Origin of the sequence: Mesorhizobium sp. M1C.F.Ca.ET.210.01.1.1, from assembly GCF_004791585.1 — a bacterium.
In the GTDB taxonomy this organism is placed as follows: domain Bacteria; phylum Pseudomonadota; class Alphaproteobacteria; order Rhizobiales; family Rhizobiaceae; genus Mesorhizobium.
This window is the reverse complement of record NZ_SRUU01000009.1, coordinates 164214-182350: the sequence shown is the minus strand read 5'-3', so window position 1 is coordinate 182350 and position 18137 is coordinate 164214. Positions and strand designations below refer to the sequence as shown.

22 protein-coding genes and 1 tRNA gene are annotated in these 18137 nt (G+C 63.3%); 12 read left to right on the top strand and 11 right to left on the bottom strand.

Annotation, left to right across the window (positions count from 1 at the left end; genetic code table 11):
- Positions 1-91: 91 nt before the first annotated feature.
- Positions 92-1195, bottom strand: a complete 1104-nt coding sequence (locus EN853_RS13005; protein ID WP_127860043.1) for an NADH:flavin oxidoreductase/NADH oxidase — start codon at positions 1193-1195, stop codon at positions 92-94.
- Positions 1196-1350: 155 nt separating this feature from the next.
- Here EN853_RS13005 and EN853_RS13000 point away from each other — a divergent pair, with 155 nt between their 5' ends.
- The 3 genes from EN853_RS13000 (at position 1351) to EN853_RS12995 (ending at position 3149) form a co-directional block, all read left to right on the top strand.
- Complete coding sequence (locus EN853_RS13000; protein WP_127860044.1) at positions 1351-1929, top strand: NUDIX domain-containing protein; 579 nt, start codon at positions 1351-1353, stop codon at positions 1927-1929.
- 242 nt (positions 1930-2171) lie between these two features.
- The gene (locus EN853_RS34360) at positions 2172-2483 is read left to right on the top strand and encodes a hypothetical protein (protein ID WP_127860045.1); all 312 of its coding nucleotides are present in this window, start codon (positions 2172-2174) and stop codon (positions 2481-2483) included.
- A 360-nt stretch (positions 2484-2843) separates the two neighbouring features.
- Complete coding sequence (locus tag EN853_RS12995; protein WP_127860046.1) at positions 2844-3149, top strand: hypothetical protein; 306 nt, start codon at positions 2844-2846, stop codon at positions 3147-3149.
- 17 nt (positions 3150-3166) lie between these two features.
- Here EN853_RS12995 and EN853_RS33920 read toward each other — a convergent pair whose 3' ends face one another.
- Positions 3167-3325: a hypothetical protein gene (locus EN853_RS33920; protein WP_167524454.1), complete on the bottom strand. Its 159-nt coding sequence runs from the start codon at positions 3323-3325 to the stop codon at positions 3167-3169.
- A gap of 216 nt (positions 3326-3541) precedes the next feature.
- Here EN853_RS33920 and EN853_RS12990 point away from each other — a divergent pair, with 216 nt between their 5' ends.
- Entirely contained in the window at positions 3542-3826 is a 285-nt protein-coding gene (locus tag EN853_RS12990) for a hypothetical protein (protein WP_127860047.1), read from the top strand.
- A 246-nt stretch (positions 3827-4072) separates the two neighbouring features.
- Here EN853_RS12990 and EN853_RS12985 read toward each other — a convergent pair.
- The 4 genes from EN853_RS12985 to EN853_RS12970 all read right to left on the bottom strand — a co-directional run bounded on the left by EN853_RS12985 (position 4073) and on the right by EN853_RS12970 (position 6315).
- Positions 4073-4158, bottom strand: a tRNA-Leu gene (locus EN853_RS12985).
- Positions 4159-4434: 276 nt separating this feature from the next.
- Positions 4435-5100, bottom strand: a complete 666-nt coding sequence (locus tag EN853_RS12980; RefSeq protein ID WP_127860048.1) for an outer membrane protein — start codon at positions 5098-5100, stop codon at positions 4435-4437.
- Between the two features lie 91 nt (positions 5101-5191).
- Positions 5192-5404: a hypothetical protein gene (locus EN853_RS12975; protein ID WP_127860049.1), complete on the bottom strand. Its 213-nt coding sequence runs from the start codon at positions 5402-5404 to the stop codon at positions 5192-5194.
- A gap of 59 nt (positions 5405-5463) precedes the next feature.
- A complete protein-coding gene (locus tag EN853_RS12970) occupies positions 5464-6315 on the bottom strand; it encodes an alpha/beta hydrolase (RefSeq protein WP_127860050.1) in 852 nt (283 codons plus the stop codon).
- 150 nt (positions 6316-6465) lie between these two features.
- On the opposite strand from EN853_RS12970, the gene ade reads away from it, so the two are divergent.
- Complete coding sequence (gene ade / locus EN853_RS12965) at positions 6466-8283, top strand: adenine deaminase (protein WP_127860051.1); 1818 nt, start codon at positions 6466-6468, stop codon at positions 8281-8283.
- Between the two features lie 19 nt (positions 8284-8302).
- Here ade and EN853_RS12960 read toward each other — a convergent pair whose 3' ends face one another.
- Both EN853_RS12960 and EN853_RS12955 read right to left on the bottom strand, forming a co-directional pair.
- Positions 8303-9469, bottom strand: coding sequence for an alpha/beta hydrolase (locus EN853_RS12960; protein WP_127860052.1), 1167 nt, complete (start codon positions 9467-9469; stop codon positions 8303-8305).
- Positions 9470-9573: 104 nt separating this feature from the next.
- Entirely contained in the window at positions 9574-10608 is a 1035-nt protein-coding gene (locus EN853_RS12955; protein ID WP_245516950.1) for an alpha/beta hydrolase, read from the bottom strand.
- A gap of 261 nt (positions 10609-10869) precedes the next feature.
- Between EN853_RS12955 and ilvA the strand changes: the two genes are divergently transcribed.
- On the top strand, positions 10870-12126 hold the full coding sequence (gene ilvA, locus EN853_RS12950) for a threonine ammonia-lyase IlvA (RefSeq protein ID WP_127860053.1): 1257 nt from the start codon (positions 10870-10872) through the stop codon (positions 12124-12126).
- Positions 12123-12680: a DUF1697 domain-containing protein gene (locus tag EN853_RS12945; protein WP_127860054.1), complete on the top strand. Its 558-nt coding sequence runs from the start codon at positions 12123-12125 to the stop codon at positions 12678-12680. Before ilvA ends, EN853_RS12945 begins: the two co-directional genes overlap by 4 nt.
- A gap of 12 nt (positions 12681-12692) precedes the next feature.
- Here EN853_RS12945 and EN853_RS12940 read toward each other — a convergent pair whose 3' ends face one another.
- Positions 12693-12980 (bottom strand): DUF2218 domain-containing protein, encoded by a 288-nt coding sequence (locus tag EN853_RS12940; RefSeq protein ID WP_127860055.1) that lies wholly within the window; start codon positions 12978-12980, stop codon positions 12693-12695.
- A gap of 118 nt (positions 12981-13098) precedes the next feature.
- Positions 13099-13539, bottom strand: a complete 441-nt coding sequence (gene gloA, locus EN853_RS12935) for a lactoylglutathione lyase (RefSeq protein ID WP_127860056.1) — start codon at positions 13537-13539, stop codon at positions 13099-13101.
- Between the two features lie 280 nt (positions 13540-13819).
- Between gloA and EN853_RS12930 the strand changes: the two genes are divergently transcribed.
- The 4 genes from EN853_RS12930 (at position 13820) to EN853_RS12915 (ending at position 16542) form a co-directional block, all read left to right on the top strand.
- Complete coding sequence (locus EN853_RS12930; RefSeq protein WP_189343879.1) at positions 13820-14392, top strand: cold-shock protein; 573 nt, start codon at positions 13820-13822, stop codon at positions 14390-14392.
- Positions 14393-14716: 324 nt separating this feature from the next.
- A complete protein-coding gene (locus tag EN853_RS12925) occupies positions 14717-15229 on the top strand; it encodes a DUF192 domain-containing protein (RefSeq protein WP_127860058.1) in 513 nt (170 codons plus the stop codon).
- A 14-nt stretch (positions 15230-15243) separates the two neighbouring features.
- Entirely contained in the window at positions 15244-16011 is a 768-nt protein-coding gene (locus tag EN853_RS12920) for an alpha/beta hydrolase (protein ID WP_127860059.1), read from the top strand.
- 30 nt (positions 16012-16041) lie between these two features.
- Positions 16042-16542, top strand: coding sequence for a GNAT family N-acetyltransferase (locus EN853_RS12915; RefSeq protein WP_127860060.1), 501 nt, complete (start codon positions 16042-16044; stop codon positions 16540-16542).
- On the opposite strand, the gene EN853_RS12910 is transcribed toward EN853_RS12915, so the two are convergent.
- Positions 16539-17147: a hypothetical protein gene (locus EN853_RS12910; protein WP_127860061.1), complete on the bottom strand. Its 609-nt coding sequence runs from the start codon at positions 17145-17147 to the stop codon at positions 16539-16541. The genes EN853_RS12915 and EN853_RS12910 overlap by 4 nt on opposite strands.
- 120 nt (positions 17148-17267) lie before the next feature.
- Between EN853_RS12910 and cysE the strand changes: the two genes are divergently transcribed.
- Positions 17268-18116 (top strand): serine O-acetyltransferase, encoded by an 849-nt coding sequence (gene cysE, locus EN853_RS12905; protein ID WP_126088948.1) that lies wholly within the window; start codon positions 17268-17270, stop codon positions 18114-18116.
- Positions 18117-18137: the final 21 nt, after the last annotated feature.

The window sequence follows — 18137 nt, the reverse complement described above, 5'->3', positions numbered from 1 at the left end:
GCCAACGCAAAGCGGCCAATTTGGTTGCAATCGTGGCGAGACGCCTGCGCCCAAAGGTCTCAGCCCCTGCCTCACCAGCGGAAGCAGCCGCTCAGCCGGCCGCCTTCATCCAGTGCTGCATCGTCGTCACCGAGCGCGCCAGTTGCGGCGCCGGACGGATTTCCTCGCCGAACGACGCCGCCGCGCGCCAGCCCCAGCGCGGATCGGCGAGGAAGGCGCGTGCCAGCGCCACCATGTCGGCGCGGCCATCGCCCAAAATCGCCTCGGCCTGCTTCGGATCGTCGATCAGCCCCACTGCGCGTGTCGGAATGCCGGCGCCCTTGCGCACGGCTTCCGCCAGATGCACCTGATAGCCAGGGCCGCCAGGCAGCTTCTGCAATGGCGAATTGCCCCCGCTGGAGCAGCAGAGATAGGCGATGCCTTCCGCCTTCAGCGCCTTGGCCACCTCGATCGCCTCTTCGACATCGAAGCCGCCGTCGACCCATTCCTTCACCGAAAGACGCGCGCCGAGCATCAGGTTTGGGACGGCTTTCTTGACCGCCCTGGCGATCTCGACGGCAAAGCGCATGCGGTTTTCCAGCGAGCCGCCCCAGCGGTCGGTGCGCTGGTTGGAGAGCGGCGACAGGAACTGGAAGATCAGATAGCCGTGAGCGGCGTGCAGTTCGATGAAATCGAAGCCGGCGCGCTCGGCTCGTTTGGCCGCCTCGACGAAGCGTCCGATGACTTGCTGGATTTCTTCTTCCTCCAGCGCGTGCGGCACATTCCACCCGGTGTCATAGGCGATGGCTGAAGCCGAAACGGTCTGCCAGGGATCCTCGCCCGGCTGCAGGGGGCCACCGCCTTCCCAGGGCCTCCTGTTGGAGGCCTTGCGGCCGGCATGGGCGAGCTGGACGCCGAATTTGGTGCCGGGCGCCGCGACCCGCCTGGCGGCGTCGAGCGTGCGCTTGGCCGCGGCCTCGTTGTCGTCGGAGTAGAGGCCCAGGCAACCATGCGTGATGCGGCCGCGCCGTTCGACGTCGGTCATCTCGACCGTCACCATGCCGGCGCCGGAGATGGCGAGGTTCATCCAGTGATGGAGATGCCAGTCGCTGGCGGAGCCGTCCTCGGCCGAATACTGGCACATTGGCGCTACCGCGATGCGGTTGGAGAAGGTGAGGCCGCCAAGGGTGATCGGCTGGAAAAGCGATGATGCCATGAAAGGGGCTCCTGGGAGAGATACCGCTATCTAGGCAGCCGCGCGGCTTCGCGCCAGACACGAGCTGGCGAAAGTCTGCTGGGCCAGCGGCTTCGGCACATTGCGCATAAGCCTGTTCGCCGCTAACCCTTGCCGCCGTCAGCAAGGAGTTCATCATGGAAGATCGCGTTCGCATCCGCTCGGAAGAAATCCTGTCCGACGACTGGGCGGTGCTGAAGAAGACGGTGCTCGATTATCGCCGCCGCGACGGACAATGGGAAACGCAGACCCGCCAGACCTACGACCGCGGCGACGGCGCTGTGATCCTGCCCTTCGACCCGCAGCGCTCGACGGTGCTCCTGGTGCGGCAGTTCCGCTATCCGGCCTATGTCACCGGCCATCGCGAGCCGCTGATCGAGGCCTGCGCCGGGCTGCTCGACGAAAACGATCCGGAAACCTGCATCCGCAAGGAAGCGGAAGAGGAGCTCGGCTATCGGCTGAAGGACGTCGAGCGGCTGTTTGCGCCCTATATGAGCCCCGGCTCCGTAACGGAACGGCTCTGGTTCTTTACAGCACGCTATTCGCCGGCCGACCGCATCTCCGACGGCGGCGGAGCACCGGAGGAAGGCGAGGACATCGAGGTTCTGGAGATGCCGCTCGACGAGGCGCTGGCCGGCATTGCCGGCGGCCGTATCGTCGACGCCAAGACCATCATCCTGATCCAGCATCTGAAATTGAACCCGATCGTTGGCTGAGCCGAAGACATTCATGCGGCTAAGTCCGGCAGCAGCCTGCCGCGACAATTGTAAACCAGGTCAGCGGCGGCGCGAATGCTCCAGGCAGTTGGAAGCTGCAGAGATAGCAGCACTCGCCAAGGGATTTTCGCCGGCCAGGATCGCTAGCAATGTGGCAATTCCACTCCCCATTGGTGCGCCCGGCGATGGATCGGTTTGGCCCGACCATGACAGGTCCTTGATGGTCAGGGCTTGGTGAAGTCGTGGAACGAAATCTGGATGCCGGTTCCGCCGGCGAAGTCGGTGGCGTCATTGAAACTGTGCTCTATGCCGGCCATGACATGGCCGTCATTGGCAAGCTGATCCCAGATGAAAAACGCGGCGACAGCAGCAGCGATCAGGAGGATCGGTCGCATTGGACCACCTTCCGAAACTACGCCGGCTGGAGCAGTCCGAAGCCGTGCTTGCGCATCCTCAACGTCAGAAGGCGAGCCGCGGCAAACGGCGTCATGACCAAAAACGCCATCGCGACGCTGACCATGAACGACAACAAGCAGAATGCGCTAGGGACGTAACAAACGGCTTCCATAACCAAACCCCTTCAACCACCGTTAACCCGGTGGCCTCCTCCGCCCGCGCCCTAAGCATGATCCTGCTCTTTTCGAAATGCAAGCCGTTGCTAATATGCGGATGGGATCGGGAGGGGCGCTGGTGCTCAAGCCAAGGCGAAAGCCGCAAAAAGCTTATCCGAACGCCGATCGGTACGGAGAGGACGGCAGGCGGCTTTACAGCACCTACGATCCCGCCGGGACTGTCCGGCGAACTAGCCAGAAAGTCTGGGTGAAGCGCGCTCGGCTCGCGGCAACCCTACTGACGTTCGCCGCCGCAGTCCTAGCCATCATCGTCATTAGCGCCTTGCCGCACTGAGCCAGCCGATGGTGAGCCGCGTCTGCCTTGCAGCATTGTTCGTAGCGGCGCGTCTCTCCGCTCATGCCGATGGCGAACGGTGGAGTATGATCCCAGCCTGCGAGTGGGCGGTGCGGGTCGTCAGTATGCCCCACAGCTACGAACGTCTGAAAGCTGTTGAAGACTTTGAGGCGATGCGCGCGACCATTGAATACTCGTCGCGCGACGATCATGGCGCACGCCTACATCACTCGGCGCAATGCCGTTTTTGGCATCGCCGCCTGAGCGGGATGAGCATCGATAACGATGCACAAGGGCAGATAATCGTCGACTGAAGATTGCTCAGTTGGCCCTAGCCGGCGATCGCGCGCACGATGGCGAAGCCAATGCCAATAACAAGGCCGGTGAAGAGCTTCCCGAGCAGATCAAGGGCGATGATGCGGATCTTGCCCCACGCCTCTTTACGCGGCGCCTGCAGGGCTCTAGCGAGGTCGTCGAAAGTCGCGTCCATGGTTGCCACCTTTGTTTGCGATCTTTTAGGCTAACCATAAATCGAAACCTGGAATCTGTGAATCCCCACCTTTATAGCGTCTTCGCGCTATTTGGGCTTATCAACGAGCGCTGACTTCCTTTTCGGCGGGACGTAGGGCGTTACCATCCTGAGTGTGTTCAAGCGCTTGCTAATATTCTTCAGGAGGCGCAGAATTTCTGACACATGAGGCTCTTGTTGATCGCGCTCGCCGTCGCTCACAGCTGGTATACCGGCTACCATGATCCGGTCACCGGCTATGAATGCTGCGACGACAAGAAGGATTGTGGGGTCATCAGCCCGCGCTATGTCGAGCAGCTGCCGGGCGGCGGCTTCAATATCCGCACGGGGTCCAAAAGCCGATATTTCATCCCTAAGAATCGCGTCATAGAGAGCGAGGACAGTCAGTATCACATCTGCTTGTCCCCACCGTTCTCGTATATCCGCTGCTTCTTTGCGCCGCGCACGGAGGCGAGCCGATAGCGAAGCTACCCCGGCGCCAATGGGTGGAACTTGCTGCTTCGCGAGGCAGTTGACCACTGGTCGGGCGAAACCGGACCTATCCTCGAATCCAATGTTGAGGAATTGGACGGCGCGTCCTTCTCCAACCGGACACACCTCCTGCAGCTCGGAAAGCGTGGCCTTCATTTCCCTTCCGTCGCATTGCTTCGCGATAGATGTAGGCCTGTTCCAATGAGGATCTTGCCCCGGTGGCCAATTCCTGGAGCGTGGTGCGGACGACGGGAATCGAACCCGTACGATCAGAGATCGAGGGATTTTAAGTCCCTTGCGTCTACCAATTCCGCCACGTCCGCAGGCGAGCCCTTTTCAGATGCCAGTCGCCAGCCGTCAAGCGATGTTTAGGGAGGCGCTGTCATCCATCGAGAACGATGGCGCGCAACCGGCGGCAATTGGACAGTTTTTTCGCTTCAGCGACCAGCGATGGATCGGCTAGTGGCGCGATCGCGGAATTACGGATTCCGGGCGGAACGTTAGGGTTGTTCGCACGGCAGATTTGATCTGCCGAGGCCGGCGTCCATCAGGCCCTACCCATTCCCCCGCCCCCTGCGGGGCGCCGGCCTTTATCCCTCTCAGAACTTATAGCTGAAGTTCACGCCAAGCGTGTGCAGCTTTACGTCCTGGTCGCGGTCGGAGAAGTCGTCCGGGACGTCGAAATGCTCCGTGCCGAAATCGTAGTAGCGGTATTGGGCGCCCACGACGATATTGTTGCTCAGCGCATAGTCGACCCCGGCGCCGATCGTCCAGCCGGCGCTTGTGCGTGTCTTGGCGAAGCTCGGCCCCGCGTCCTGCGAGGTCTCGATCCCGGCGAAGGCGACGCCGCCGACGCCGTAGATCAGCCAGCGATCGACCGCCAAGCCGGCTTCGGCATCGACCGAGCCGAGCCATTTTATTTCGGTGCCGGCGGCATTTCCGGGTTCGAGCAAGGCCGAACCGTCGATCGAGGAATAGTTGAGCTCGGCCCGCGCGCCGATCACCGCCTGGTTGAACTGCCAGAGGCCGGCGACATGGCCGCCGACAAAGCCGCCATCGAGATCGGGTGAAGCGGCGAACGGCTCGCCTTCCGTGCCGGAGATGTCGGAGGAGCCCCAGCCATAGCCGGCCTGGAGGCCGGCATAGTAGCCTGTCCAGTCGAAGCCTGGCGCGGTCATGGGCAGGTCGGCGCCTGCGTCCGCGGCCAAGGCCCGCCCGGACAGCAGGATGAGAAAGCCGGCACTGGCAAGCGTCGAATGACGCATCGAGCGCTCCGAAATGGCGGTTTCGAAAGACTCCTTGGTGCAACCTAGCGTTTTTCGCCGCAAAGCGAAATTGCATTCCTGCAACAGTGGTTTACGCAGGTGGATTGCGGACGCGGTCTTCGAGGTCTCGCCGCTTCTCCTCAGGCGATGCCAGCCGGTTGAAGGTGTATTCGGCAAGCAGGGAGCCGGCGACGACGATCAGAATCGCCGCGACCCATGTCCAGTATGAGCGCAAAGTGAAGACGGCCACGCCGGCCAAGGCTGCCGACACCGCGAAGATCGCGAACCTGATAGTCTGCGCCATCTTTCGCCAGTCCGGATGGTCAGGGAACGACCATTGTCGCTTGCTCGCCGATGCGCCGGCTATTTGGCGTCGATGAAGTCGAGCGCCGCCTGGCTGTATTCGTCCGGCGCCTGCAGCATGGCGAAGTGGCTGGCGTTGGGCAGGATGATCGGCTTCGCACCCGGTATGACGGAGGCCATATAATCCGTGTGCTCGCGCTTGATCGCCTCGTCATGGTCGCCGGCCACGATCGCGGTCGGGGTGGTGATCTTGCCGAGCTGTTCCTTGGTCCAGGACGGTTGCGACTCCCACATATGGCTGATCTGCCCGACGAAGGCGTCATATTGGTCAGGCGTCTTCGACATCTTCTTGTAGTCTCGGCCTGACCGTTCGATGTAGGCGGCGAAGGTCTTGTTGGTCAGGACGCCGGGGTCGACACCGTCCGTGGTGACGTTGGCTGCCTGTGCGAACAGCCTCGTCAGCCGTTCGGGATGATGGAGCGCGATGTCGATGCCGATGATGCCGCCGTCGCTCCAGCCGACAAGCGCCGTCTTGTCGATCTTGAGATAGTCCAACAGCGCCAGGTAGTCCGAGGCCATCAAGTCGTAGCCGTAGGGCTCGCCCGTGCGGGTCGAGCGGCCGTGACCGCGGCTGTCGGCGACGATAACCTTGTGGGTCTTGGACATGGTCGCTACCTGGCTCGCCCATATATCGGCATGGCCGAGGCCGCCATGGATGAGCAGCAACGGGTCGCCCTTGCCGAAAACGGCATAGTACATCTGGATGCCGTTGACCGGCGCGTAGCCGCTCTCGTCGGCTTTGGGCATTGCGGCAGGCTCAGGCAAGGTCTGCCAGCGTTCCTCGGCGGTGGCGAGGCTGGTCGATGCGATGAACAGGATGATGGTGGCGAACGCTTTCGAGAAACCGGTCATTTTTTGCCTCGCAAGGGTCGGTTCGACGGCGAGCATCGCCTTTTGCCTGGAATAGTCAACATAGGCGGTGTTTTCCCCGATAGCTGTTTGAACCGCTCTGGCTCCGTGCGCCGACATTTGCGAAAGTGGCTGCAAGCAGAGGACTCGCCGATGAAGAATGCCAAGCCGAAGAGCGCCACAAAGCCGAAACCCTGGACCGAAGTGGCGACGCATCTGGTCGACGTCGCGATGGGGCGCAAGCCTGCCGACCTGGTGATCCGCAACGGGCGCTGGGTGAATGTCCATTCGGGCGAGATCATTCCCGGCACCGACATTGCGGTTGCCGCCGGACGCTTCGCCTATTGCGGACCGAATGCCGGCCACGCCATCGGGCAGGGGACCAAGGTGGTCGATGCCGGCGGCCGCTATCTGGTGCCTGGGCTCTGCGACGCGCATATGCATGTGGAAAGCGGCATGGTGACGGTGACGGAATTCTGCCGCGCGGTGATCCCGCACGGCACAACCTCGATGTTCATCGATCCGCACGAGATCGCCAACGTGCTCGGCCTGCCGGGCGTACGCCTGATGCATGACGAGGCCGTCGCGATGCCGATTAACGTGCATGTGCAGATGCCGTCCTGCGTGCCGTCTGCGCCTGGCCTGGAACATGCCGGGGCGGAGCTTACGGTCGCCGACGTCGCCGAGGCGATGACCTGGGAGAACATCATCGGGCTCGGCGAAGTGATGAATTTTCCAGGTGTCGCCGCCAACGATCCGGTGATGTCGGGCGAGATCGCCGAGACGGTGAAGGCCGGCAAGACGGTCGGCGGCCACTATGCCTCGCGCGACCTCGGGCTGCCGTTCCACGGCTATGTCGCCGGCGGCGCCGAGGACGACCATGAGGGCACGCGCGCGGAGGACGCGATCGCCCGCGTGCGCCAGGGCATGAAGGCGATGCTGAGGCTGGGGTCTGCCTGGTACGACGTCGCGGCGCAGATCAAGGCGGTGACCGAAGGCGGCATCGATCCGCGCAACTTCATCCTGTGCACCGATGACAGCCATTCCGGCACGTTGGTGCATGAGGGGCATATGGACCGCGTGGTGCGGCACGCCATCAGCCAGGGCCTGAAGCCGGTGACGGCAATCCAGATGGCAACGCTCAACACCGCGCAGCATTTCAGGCTGGAGCGCGAGATCGGCTCCATCGCGCCGGGGCGGCTGGCCGATCTCTTGATCGTTTCCGACCTGGCCCAGATGGCCATAGACGAGGTCTACGGCCGCGGCGTCAGGCTGGCGAAGGCCGGGAAGCTCGAAATCGACATTCCGGCCTATGACTATCCAAGGACGGCGAAGAACACGGTCAAGCTCGGCAAGAGGCTCAGGGCGAGGGATTTCGACATCGCCGCGCCCGAAGGCGCCAACGAGGTTCGGGCGCGCGTGATCGGCGTGATCGAGAACCAGGCGCCGACGCGGGCGCTGGAGGCAGACCTGCCGGTCGAGGACGGGCTGGTCGCAATGGACCGCCGCAACGACATCTGCCAGATCGCCCTGGTGGAGCGCCACAGGGGTACCGGCGGCGTCACCAACGCCTTCGTGTCCGGCTTCGGCTATGTCGAGGACTGCGCGATGGCGTCGAGCGTGGCGCATGACGCGCACCACATCATCGTCGTCGGCACCAACAAGGAGGACATGGCTTTGGCCGTCAACCGGTTGGGCGAGGTGGGCGGCGGCGTGGTGCTTTACTCCAAGGGCAAGGAACTGGCGCTGGTCGAAATGCCGATCGCCGGGCTGATGTCCGACGAGCGCGCCGAGATCGTCGCGGCCAAGGCGGAGCAGCTGACGGAAGCGATGCGCAAGGTCGGCTGCTCGCTGAACAACGCCTACATGCAGCATTCGCTGCTGGCGCTGGTGGTGATCCCGGAGCTTAGAATCTCGGACGTCGGCCTGGTCGACGTGACGACGTTCCAGAAGGTCGATCTTTTCGTGTGAGGAGGTTGCCCTTAGCGGATCATTGGCCGCCGGTGGCGATGGTCAGCACCTTGAACGGCGTGGTGATCACCACTTCGGCGACCGATCCCACGGCTTTGCCGAGACCTTGGCCGATATTGTCCAACCCGGCCCCTTGAGGTTCGTCCGCACGCAGGGCTGCCGGTGTGCGCAGCCGGTCGCCGAGCAATTGTACCAGGACCGGATTGTCGGCGAATTTGGCGTGGTTCAAACGGTCACCGCCTTTGGTGTTGGTCAGATCCGCAACGACCACGCCGTAGCTCGCAAGATCGGCCGCGTTGCCGTAGTCGCCGACACGGGGCTTGTCGCCGGAAATGAAGCTCGACAGCTTGAGCGCCCGGTCGTCGCCTGACAGCAGGATGGCGAACGGCTTGTTGGGCTTGCCGTAACGGATCATCTGCTTCTTGAAGACATCGACGTCGATGTCGGGCGAGGCGAGGATGACATAGCCGAGCTTGCCGCCGAGATCGCGGTCGCCGGTGATGGCGAGCTGGCGCAAGGCTTCCATCGTCAGCCAGGTTCCCATCGAATGGGCGATGATGTCGATGCTTTTGGCGCGCGTCTTGGCAAGCATCCGCAGTGTCGCCTCGAGGTCGTCGCGCGCGGCCGTGGAGCTGTCCTTGTCATAGATGTAGCCGGTCGTCTTGCCGCTCGACGCCCATGAGAACAGCACCGGCGTACCCTGATATTTCGTGTCATGCGCAATCTGGGTCAGCCGGTAGACGCCGTCGTCGAAGCCGTTGTTGAAGCCGTGCGCGAAGACCAAAGCGCGGTCGCCGCGTATGGCAATATCGGCGCCGACCGCCTTGGCGAATTGCGAGGCGTCCCCATAGTGGACGACGTCGGTGGCAGTGAACTGCTTGGCCGGATTGCTGTCGGCCGAACCCTTGGCGCGCTCGATCGCGCCAACCTGATGGCTTTTTGGAACCGTGACGTCGACACGGGCGTAGCTGGCGGTCAGCGAACGGTCGCCGTCGAACACCTGCCGCGGGTCCTTGGTCGCCTGCTGGCGTGTCGTGGCGACGAAGATCTCATGGGTGGCCGCAATATCTGAGGCCGGCACCGCGACCGCCTTCCGGTTCAGAAGATCATGCGTATTTCCGCCGGCGCAGCCCGTCAGGGCGAGCGCAAAGGCAAGGCCAAGGACGATCTTCGAACGCACGATCACCCGGGGTCCCCCAAGGGCGGCAATCCTCTGACTACTTCGATAAAGCCAGAGGGCGGCCCGGTCCAGTTCAAAGTCGATGCAGGGCTGCAGCCGCGTAAGCACGGTCACTGGGCGGTGAGCTGGCTGATGCGGTCGGTGACGTCGCGGTCGCTGGCGAAGCCATCGTCCTCGCGCAGCCGCTGGCCGATCATCTTCACCATCGCCGGGTTGTCGGCGAATTTGGTGTGGTTGAAACTGTCGCTGCCCTTTTCCTTGGAAAGGTCGACGACCGTGACGCCATAGGAAGCGAGATCGGCGGCGTCCCTGTAGTCGCCGACGCGCGGCCTTGAACCGGCAATCAGACCGGAGAGTCTCAGCGCCCGGTCGTCGTCCGACAGGAGCAGGATGAAGGGCTTGTCGGGCTTGCCGTAGCGGCGCATCTGGCTCTTGAAGACATCGACGTCGATGTCAGGCGAGGCCAGAACGACGTCGCCCAGCTTGCCGCTGAGGTCGCGGTCGCCGGTGATGGCGAGCTGACGCAGCGTCTCCATCGTCACCCATGTCCCCATCGAATGGGCGACGATGTCGATGCGCCGCGCGCCGGTCTGCGCAAGCATCCTCAGCGTCACTTCCAGCTGGTCGCGGGCGGCGGCCGCACTTTCCTTGTCATAGACATAGTCCGTGGTCTTGGCGCCCGAAGCCCAGGAGAACAGCACCGGAGTGCCGGGATAGCCGGAATCGTGGACGATCTGGGTCAGCCGGTAGACGGCGTCGTCGAAGCCGGTGTTGTAGCCGTGGACGAAGACCATGACGCGGCCGCCTCGCGCATCGATATCGGCGTTGAGCGCGCTGGCGAATTTCGGCTGGGTGTCGTAGCCGACAACCTCGGAAGCCATGAAGAACTTGGTCGGGTCGTTCGACGAGCCGCGCGAGCGCCGCTCGATCTGGCCGGTCTCGTGAACCGGCGGCACCGTGACGCTGACGCGGGCATAGTTCAGAGTCGCCGAGCGCTCGCCGTCAAAGACCTTGTTCGGGTCGTCGGAGCGCTTGCGGGTGGTGGCGATGAAGATCGAGTGGTTGCCGGCGATCTCCGTCGCTGTCGTCGGCACGACGACGCTGCCCAGAATCTCCTGCGTCTGGCGCCCGGCGCAGCCCGCCATCAGCAGGGCCAGGGCAATGATCAAAAGCGTCTTTACATGCACGTCGAACAAATCCACTGCGGCCACAATTGGCCATCCAACTCCGCGAAACCTCCCGGACAGGCCAAGTGCGGCCAAAGTAAGTCGTGTCCAGCGGAAATTCGTTCGGCGTCGGGCGACGGCGGACGCACTGTTGCGCGAAAGCCAAAACGGCGGCAGGAAGGCTTATGTCGAGGGTCATGCCCGGCGCGTGCCGCCGAGAGCGAAGATGAGGGTCTAGCCGTGAACAGCTTCTCAGCCCGGGTTGCCGCCGCCGCCGAGGCGATCCGCGGGATCTTTCCGGAGACGCCGCTGCAGGAGAACGACTATCTGTCGAAGAAGACCGGTGCCCGCATCCTTCTCAAGCGCGAGGATCTGACGCCGGTCCGCTCCTACAAGATCCGGGGCGCCTTCAATTTCTTCCGCAAGGCGCTCGCCGCCGGCAACAATGCGGAGCTGTTCGTCTGCGCCTCGGCCGGCAATCATGCGCAGGGTTTTGCCTTTGTCTGCCGGCATTTCGGCAAAAAGGGCGTCGTCTTCATGCCGGTGACGACGCCGCAGCAGAAGATCGACAAGACGCGGCTGTTCGGCGGCGATTTCGTCGAGATCCGGCTGGTCGGCGACTTCTTCGACGATTGCTATCGCGCCGCCTTCGAATTCACCGAGACCGCTGGCGCGCATATGGTGCCGCCATTCGACCACAAGGACATCATCGAGGGCCAGGCGACGGTGGCCTATGAGATCGCGGCCCAGATGCCCGCCGCGCGCATACCCGACATCGTCATGCTGCCGGTGGGCGGCGGCGGCCTGGCTGCCGGGGTGACGCACTATTTCACCGACCAGCATCGCGACCCACGCTTCGTTTTCTGCGAACCGGCGGGCGCGCCGAGCCTCAGCGAGAGCCTTGCCAGCGGCAAGCGGGTCAAGCTCGCCAAGGTCGACAATTTCGTCGACGGCGCCGCGGTGGCCGAGATCGGCCGCGAGCCGCTGCGCCATCTCAAGGAGTTCACCGCCGACGCCGTGCGCCTCGTTCCGGAAAACCGACTCTGCGCGACGATGATCGAGATGCTCAACGTCGAGGGCGTGGTGCTGGAGCCGGCCGGCGCGCTGGCGATCGACGCGCTCAAGGATTTTTCGCGCAAGGAGATCAGGGGCAAGACCATCGTGGCGGTCGTCTCCGGCGGCAATTTCGATTTCGAGCGCCTGCCCGACGTGAAGGAGCGGGCGCTGCGTTTCGAGGGGCTGAAGAAGTATTTCATCATCCGCTTTCCGCAGCGGCCCGGCGCGCTACGCGATTTCCTCGAAATGCTCGGCCCCGACGACGACATCACCCGCTTCGAGTATCTCAAGAAGTCGGCGCGCAATTTCGGCTCGGTGCTGATCGGCATCGAGACCAAGGATCGGCGCAATTTCGATCTGCTGAAAGCCAATTTCGACGCCGAGGGCGTGCAGTATCAGGACATCACCGACAACGAGACGCTGGCGGGGTTCATCATATGAGCAGGAAGGACAGGGTCTTCGTCGCGCTGTTTTCCGGCATCAATGTTGGCGGCAACCGCATCGTCAAGATGGCGGAGCTGAGGTCGTTCTTCGAGGATTTGGGGTTCACCGACGTCGCGACCTATGTGCAGAGCGGCAACGTCGTGTTCCGCGCGAAAAAGGGCGATGCGGGGTCACTGAAAAGTGAGATCGAAGCGGCCTTCGAGAGGAAATGGGGGTTCCATTCGCGCATCATGGTGCGCGATGCCGGCTGGTTCGAGTGCCTGGTTGCGGACAATCCCTATCCGGAGGTTGCCGGCGAGCCGACCAAGCTGCACGCCTATGCGCTGGAGCGCCAGCCGACCGCGGAAGAGACCGCGCGGCTGGCCGAGAAATGCACTGGGCCGGAGCGGTTCGAGATCAAGGGCGACGTGCTCTACCTGCATGCGCCGGGCGGACTCGGAAAGTCGGTGTTCGCCAACCTCATTCCCCGAACGCTCAAGGTGCCGGGCACGGCGCGCAACTGGCGGAGCGTGCTTGCCCTGCTCGAAATGGCCGGCAAGGCAGGCGGCTGAAACCCGATCCTCTCAGGCGGCCTGCTGCCAGTCGAAGCTCAGCTCCTCGCGGAAGGCGAAGCGCTTGATGTGGTCGGCGACCACGCTTTCCAGGCGCTCGAGCGAGGCGGCGTCGTCAGCGGCCACCGCAATATGAAGCGCCTTGTCGTCGGCTTCCATCACGGTGCGGCCGAGCGAAAGCTGGATGGCGCCGTGATGCGGATCGAACTCGACCGGGAACTTGTGCGCCCAATGCTTGCAGAGCTGCTGCAGATAGCGGCTGGCGTGTTCGGTGGCGACGTCGGCGCGGCTGGTCGGCATGGAATTCTCCTGGCGGATCGAGAAAACGCCAGCCTGACGAGGCTGGCGCCATAACCGGTTAGATAGGCAGCCCCCTGCCAAATGCCATAGAACTGCCGGTCAGATTTCGGCCGATGGGCTACCAGCTTCCGGTGTTCGGCATCGAGGCCCAGGGTTCGGCCTTGGCCTTGGCAGGGCCTTTCTGCAAGAGCTCGATCGAGATGCCGTCCGGCGAGCGAATGAAGGCCATGTTGCCGTCGCGCGGCGGCCGGTTGATGGTCACGCCATTGTCCATCAGCTTCTGGCACGTGGCGTAGATGTCGTCGACCTGATAGGCCAGGTGGCCGAAATTGCGGCCGCCCTTGTATTCTTCCGGATCCCAATTGTAGGTCAGCTCGACCAGCGGGGCCTTTTCGGCAATGCCGCTTTGCTCGTCTTCGGAGGCAGCGAGGAAGATCAGCGTGTAGCGTCCCTGCTCGTTCTCGTAACGGCGTACTTCCTTGAGGCCGAGCTTGTTGCAGTAGAAATCGAGCGATTGATCGATGTCGGCAATGCGGACCATGGTGTGGAGATAGCGCATATCGGGCTCCTCGGAGTTGCGTTGCGGCGCACCATAGGAGCCGCTCCGCCAAAGGGCAATCGTCCGACAAAAAACGGGCGGCGCGGCCGATTTCAGGCCACGCCGTTGCGCGTCAAACGGCGCCGGCAAACAACAATTAAGGCTTTCCAGTGCTCAACGGTGAAAAAAGGCACGTCAGGTCTTGCACACCCCGGAAGCCGCAGTGTTAATCTGATGGTAAGAATCAGTGACAGTTGCAGTTAGAAAAGGGGGCATTCTTATGGGGGAAAAGGCCTCTTTCATGGGGCGGGACGGAAGCCTTGACGACGCCTTGACGCGAGACAGTGGCGGCGATGCCGCAGAGCTTGTCGAAATCGCCGGCGCTATCAAATGGTTCGACGTGGCCAAGGGCTACGGCTTCATTCTTCCGGACGACGGCGTCTCGGGCGATGTTCTCCTCCATGTGACATGTCTTCGAAGGGACGGCTTCCAGACCGCGCTGGAAGGCGCGCGCGTCGTTTGCCTCGTCAAGCAGGGCGAGCGCGGCCTGCAGGCTTTCCGCGTTCTTTCGATGGATGCCTCGACCGCGGTGCATCCGGCGGAGCAGGAGCAGCGCACGCATGTCACGGTGACGGCGGAGAGCGGGCTCGAGCGGGCGCTGGTGAAGTGGTTCAACCGCACCAAGGGCTTCGGCTTCCTGTCCCGGGGCGAGGGCACCGAGGACATCTTCGTCCATATGGAGACGCTGCGCCGCTACGGCATCACCGAGCTCAGGCCGGGCCAGGTCGTGCTGGTTCGCTTCGGGCGCGGCGACAAGGGCCTTATGGCTGCCGAAATCCACCCCGATGTGGGCACCTTGCCGATCTCGCACTAAACGTGCGTTGATATTCAGCTGATGCCGGCCTGCAAATGCCGGGTTCCTGTGCTTCCGGCCTTCGCCGACCGAAGCACTCATGAGCGGAGTGGCAGTTTAAGGCTACGGCCGGCGTAGGCCGGTGCTCACGGACCTTAAGTACGCTCCGCTCTGGTGCTCGGAACCCGTCATTTTCGGCGCGGCCTGACGTGAATCTCAACACGCATCGAAGCGCGTTGCGTCGAAAACGATCTGGATGGCCAGTCGCGATGAGGTCGATCCTGTTCGAAACCGGTTCCACTCGCCTGGATCATGGTCTAGGACGAGCGCAGGACGAGGTATCACATGACTGACCGCAACTGGCTGACTGCAGGCGCGCTGTGCGCCGCCATCGTTTTGGCCGCCTATTTCGGTGCCTTGAAACCGAGTTCGGCGGATGGCCAGGCCATGATGCTGCCGGTCGATCCGACGCCGCTTGTCGCGGTGACCAGTTCCGGCAAGCATTCCTTCTCCATCGAGATCGCCGACACTTCGGACGAGCGCGAGGCCGGGCTGATGTTCCGCAAGGACATGGCGGACGATCACGGCATGCTGTTCGTGTTCGAGAGGCCCGGCGAGGTGAATTTCTGGATGAAGAACACGCCGATGCCGCTCGACCTGGTCTTTGTCGGCCAGGACGGCAGGATCAAGGCCATCAAGCGCGGCGAACCGGAATCGGAGGCGATCGTCTCGCCGGGGCAGCCGGTCCGTTTCGTGCTCGAGCTGAAGGCGGGAACCGCCGCGAAGGACGGTCTCAAGGATGGCGATCTCTTGCGCCACCCGGCGATCGCCAGGGCGTCGGGCGCCGGCTCCAACTGACCGCGACAGCACCGATGCAATATTTTTCCCATGACGGCTTCGAACTCGCTTACCTCGACCGCCAGCCGGCGTCCGGGCAGGGCGATCCGGTGCTGATGATCCACGGCTTTGCCTCAAGCCATTACGTCAATTGGGTCTCGCCCGGCTGGTTCAAGACGCTGAACGATGCCGGATACCGCGCCATCGCCTTCGACAATCGTGGCCACGGCTCTTCATCGAAGAGCTACGACGAGGCCGACTACACGCCGGCCAAGATGGCCTCGGATGCGGCCGCGCTGCTCGACCACCTCGGCATCGAACGCGCCCATGTCATGGGCTATTCGATGGGCGCGCGGGTGTCGGCATTCATGGCGCTATCCAATCCGGACAAGGTGGCGACGCTGGTGTTCGGCGGCCTCGGCATCGGCCTTGTCGACGGCGTCGGTGATTGGGATCCGATCGCAGACGCGCTTCTGGCCGAGGATCCGGGTACGATCAGCCATGGGCGCGGCCGCTCGTTTCGCGCCTTCGCCGACCAGACCCGCAGCGACCGCCGGGCGCTTGCCGTCTGCATCGTCGGCTCGCGCGCGTCGATGAGCGAGGACGATGTCGCGCGCATTGCCCAGCCGACCTTGATCGCCGTCGGGACCAGGGACGACATCGCCGGCTCGCCCGACGAACTGGCCGCGCTGATGCCCAACGCAAAAGCTCTTCACATCGAGGGCCGCGACCACATGCTCGCCGTCGGCGACAAGAGCTTCAAGCAGCGCGTGCTGGCGTTCTACGCCGAAAATCCGCTTTGAGGGCACCCGACCGCCGTTCTTGAGCTGACCATGGTCGACCTTCTCGTCACCTACATGGAGATGACCGCGCCGCCGTCCGGCGAGCGGCTTGCGGCGCCGATGCCCGGTGCCGTCGTGACGCGTGAGCTGCTGGACCCTCCTAGCTATGTCCGCCTCTATCGCGCCGTCGGCGGGCCGGTGCAGTGGGACCAGCGCTTGCGAATGCCCGAGGCGGAGCTCGAAATGCTGCTCGCCAGCGCCTCGACACATATCCATGTGCTGCGTGTCGATGGCCAAGCCGCCGGTTTCTGCGAGTTCAACGGCGTCGGCCAGCCAGCCGTCGAACTCGTTCATTTCGGGCTTGTTCCCACATTTCAAGAGCGGCGGTTGGGGCCGTTCCTGCTCGACCGGGCGCTGCGCGCGGCATGGTCGCATCAGCCCGAAAGGCTCTGGCTTCACACTGATACCCACGATCATCCGGCCGCCCAGTCGGTCTATGGGCGTGCCGGATTCAAGGCTTATGCGCGACGGATCGAGACCTTTCCGGACTAGGGCTTATCTGCTTTGAGAGCCATGAGCGACCGTTCCAGGTTCTGCCTCGCCCGAGGCTCGAAACGTTGCCGGAATTCGGCGGTGTGGAAGATGTGCGGGCGAGTGAGAAAGCTCTTCAGGACCGCCGCGCGGCCGGCGCGCCACATCGGCTCCTCGAGCCAGCCATACTCGCGCCGGACCGCCGTCTCATAGGCATCGGAGGCATCCGGCTCGGCGCCGAGGATGGCCAGGTCCATGTCGAGGAAGAGCGCCGCGTCGCTCGTCGCTCTCTCATCGTTGAGCGGCGGCAATTGGTGGGTGGCCGTGGCATTGATCATCGCCACGATGCGCGCGAGGCGACCGGGATTGGCGCGCCCGGCAAGCTTCTTCTCCGCCAGATCAGCGCTTTTCGCCTCGTTGTCCTTGGCGCGGCTGTCATAGATCGCGTCGTGGAACCAGATCGCCGCCTCGACGGCATCCGGGTCATGGAGCAGGCGCCGGTATTCCGTGGCTAACGCCAGCATGGCCTCGATATGGACCAGGCTATGGTAGTGCCGATCCTCAGCCTGATAGAGCGCGCGAAGCTCGCGTTTCAGGGTTTCGTCGATCAAGGGTTCGTTTTCCATGGCCGCTTGAATTTCCGTGAACCAAGTCCATTTGACAAAGCACTAAGGAAAATTGAGTTCAACCGTGCTATGATCTGGCCTATATGTGCCGCCGGAGAATGAGCAGGCCGGAGACCGTCGATGAACAGCGTAACGATAGCCCGCCCGAGCATGGTGCAGCCGGTCGACCCGATCTGGCGTTCGATCCGCGACGAGGCGATGGAAGCGGTGAACCGCGATCCGCTGCTGGCTGCTTTTCTCTATGCGACCATCCTCAACCAGGAGAGCCTGGAAGAAGCGGTGATCCACCGGCTGGCCGAGCGCCTCGACCATCAGGACATCGGCTCGGACCTGATCCGGCAGACCTTCAAGGCGATGCTTGCCGACGATCCGGAGTGGAGCGCCACAGTGCGCGTCGACATCCAGGCCTACTATGATCGTGACCCGGCTTGCGACCGCTTCATCATGCCGGTGCTCTACTTCAAGGGTTTTCATGCCATCCAGACGCACCGGCTGGCGCACTGGCTGTGGAACCAGGGCCGCAGGGACTTCGCGCTCTACCTACAGAGCCGCTCGTCCTCGGTGTTCCAGACCGACATCAATCCGGCAGCCCGCATCGGCAAGGGCATCTTCCTCGACCATGCCACCGGCCTGGTCGTCGGCCAGACAGCCGTCATCGAGGACGATGTCTCGATCCTGCATGGGGTGACGCTCGGTGGTACCGGCAAGGCCAGCGGCGACCGCCATCCGAAGATCCGCCGCGGCGTGCTGATCGGCGCCGGCGCCAAGATCCTCGGCAATATCGAGGTCGGCCACTGCTCGAAGATCGCGGCCGGTTCGGTGGTGCTGTCGCCCGTGCCGCACAACAAGACGGTCGCCGGCGTGCCGGCGCGCGTTGTCGGCGAGACCGGCTGCGACCAGCCCTCGCGGCAGATGGACCAGCTCCTGCCCTCGCAGACGATGGACCACGTCGTCAGCTTCGACATCTGAATCCGGCCGTCATCGACGGCG

Coding starts and splice junctions, on each gene's coding strand:
- EN853_RS13005 (WP_127860043.1), bottom strand. CDS start 1,195: ATGGCATCATCGCTTTTCCAGCCGATCACCCTTGGCGGCCTCACCTTC.
- EN853_RS13000 (WP_127860044.1), top strand. CDS start 1,351: ATGGAAGATCGCGTTCGCATCCGCTCGGAAGAAATCCTGTCCGACGAC.
- EN853_RS12995 (WP_127860046.1), top strand. CDS start 2,844: ATGGTGAGCCGCGTCTGCCTTGCAGCATTGTTCGTAGCGGCGCGTCTC.
- EN853_RS33920 (WP_167524454.1), bottom strand. CDS start 3,325: ATGGACGCGACTTTCGACGACCTCGCTAGAGCCCTGCAGGCGCCGCGT.
- EN853_RS12980 (WP_127860048.1), bottom strand. CDS start 5,100: ATGCGTCATTCGACGCTTGCCAGTGCCGGCTTTCTCATCCTGCTGTCC.
- EN853_RS12975 (WP_127860049.1), bottom strand. CDS start 5,404: ATGGCGCAGACTATCAGGTTCGCGATCTTCGCGGTGTCGGCAGCCTTG.
- EN853_RS12970 (WP_127860050.1), bottom strand. CDS start 6,315: ATGACCGGTTTCTCGAAAGCGTTCGCCACCATCATCCTGTTCATCGCA.
- ade (WP_127860051.1), top strand. CDS start 6,466: ATGAAGAATGCCAAGCCGAAGAGCGCCACAAAGCCGAAACCCTGGACC.
- EN853_RS12955 (WP_245516950.1), bottom strand. CDS start 10,608: ATGGCGGGCTGCGCCGGGCGCCAGACGCAGGAGATTCTGGGCAGCGTC.
- EN853_RS12945 (WP_127860054.1), top strand. CDS start 12,123: ATGAGCAGGAAGGACAGGGTCTTCGTCGCGCTGTTTTCCGGCATCAAT.
- EN853_RS12940 (WP_127860055.1), bottom strand. CDS start 12,980: ATGCCGACCAGCCGCGCCGACGTCGCCACCGAACACGCCAGCCGCTAT.
- gloA (WP_127860056.1), bottom strand. CDS start 13,539: ATGCGCTATCTCCACACCATGGTCCGCATTGCCGACATCGATCAATCG.
- EN853_RS12930 (WP_189343879.1), top strand. CDS start 13,820: ATGGGGCGGGACGGAAGCCTTGACGACGCCTTGACGCGAGACAGTGGC.
- EN853_RS12925 (WP_127860058.1), top strand. CDS start 14,717: ATGACTGACCGCAACTGGCTGACTGCAGGCGCGCTGTGCGCCGCCATC.
- EN853_RS12920 (WP_127860059.1), top strand. CDS start 15,244: ATGCAATATTTTTCCCATGACGGCTTCGAACTCGCTTACCTCGACCGC.
- EN853_RS12915 (WP_127860060.1), top strand. CDS start 16,042: ATGGTCGACCTTCTCGTCACCTACATGGAGATGACCGCGCCGCCGTCC.
- EN853_RS12910 (WP_127860061.1), bottom strand. CDS start 17,147: ATGGAAAACGAACCCTTGATCGACGAAACCCTGAAACGCGAGCTTCGC.
- cysE (WP_126088948.1), top strand. CDS start 17,268: ATGAACAGCGTAACGATAGCCCGCCCGAGCATGGTGCAGCCGGTCGAC.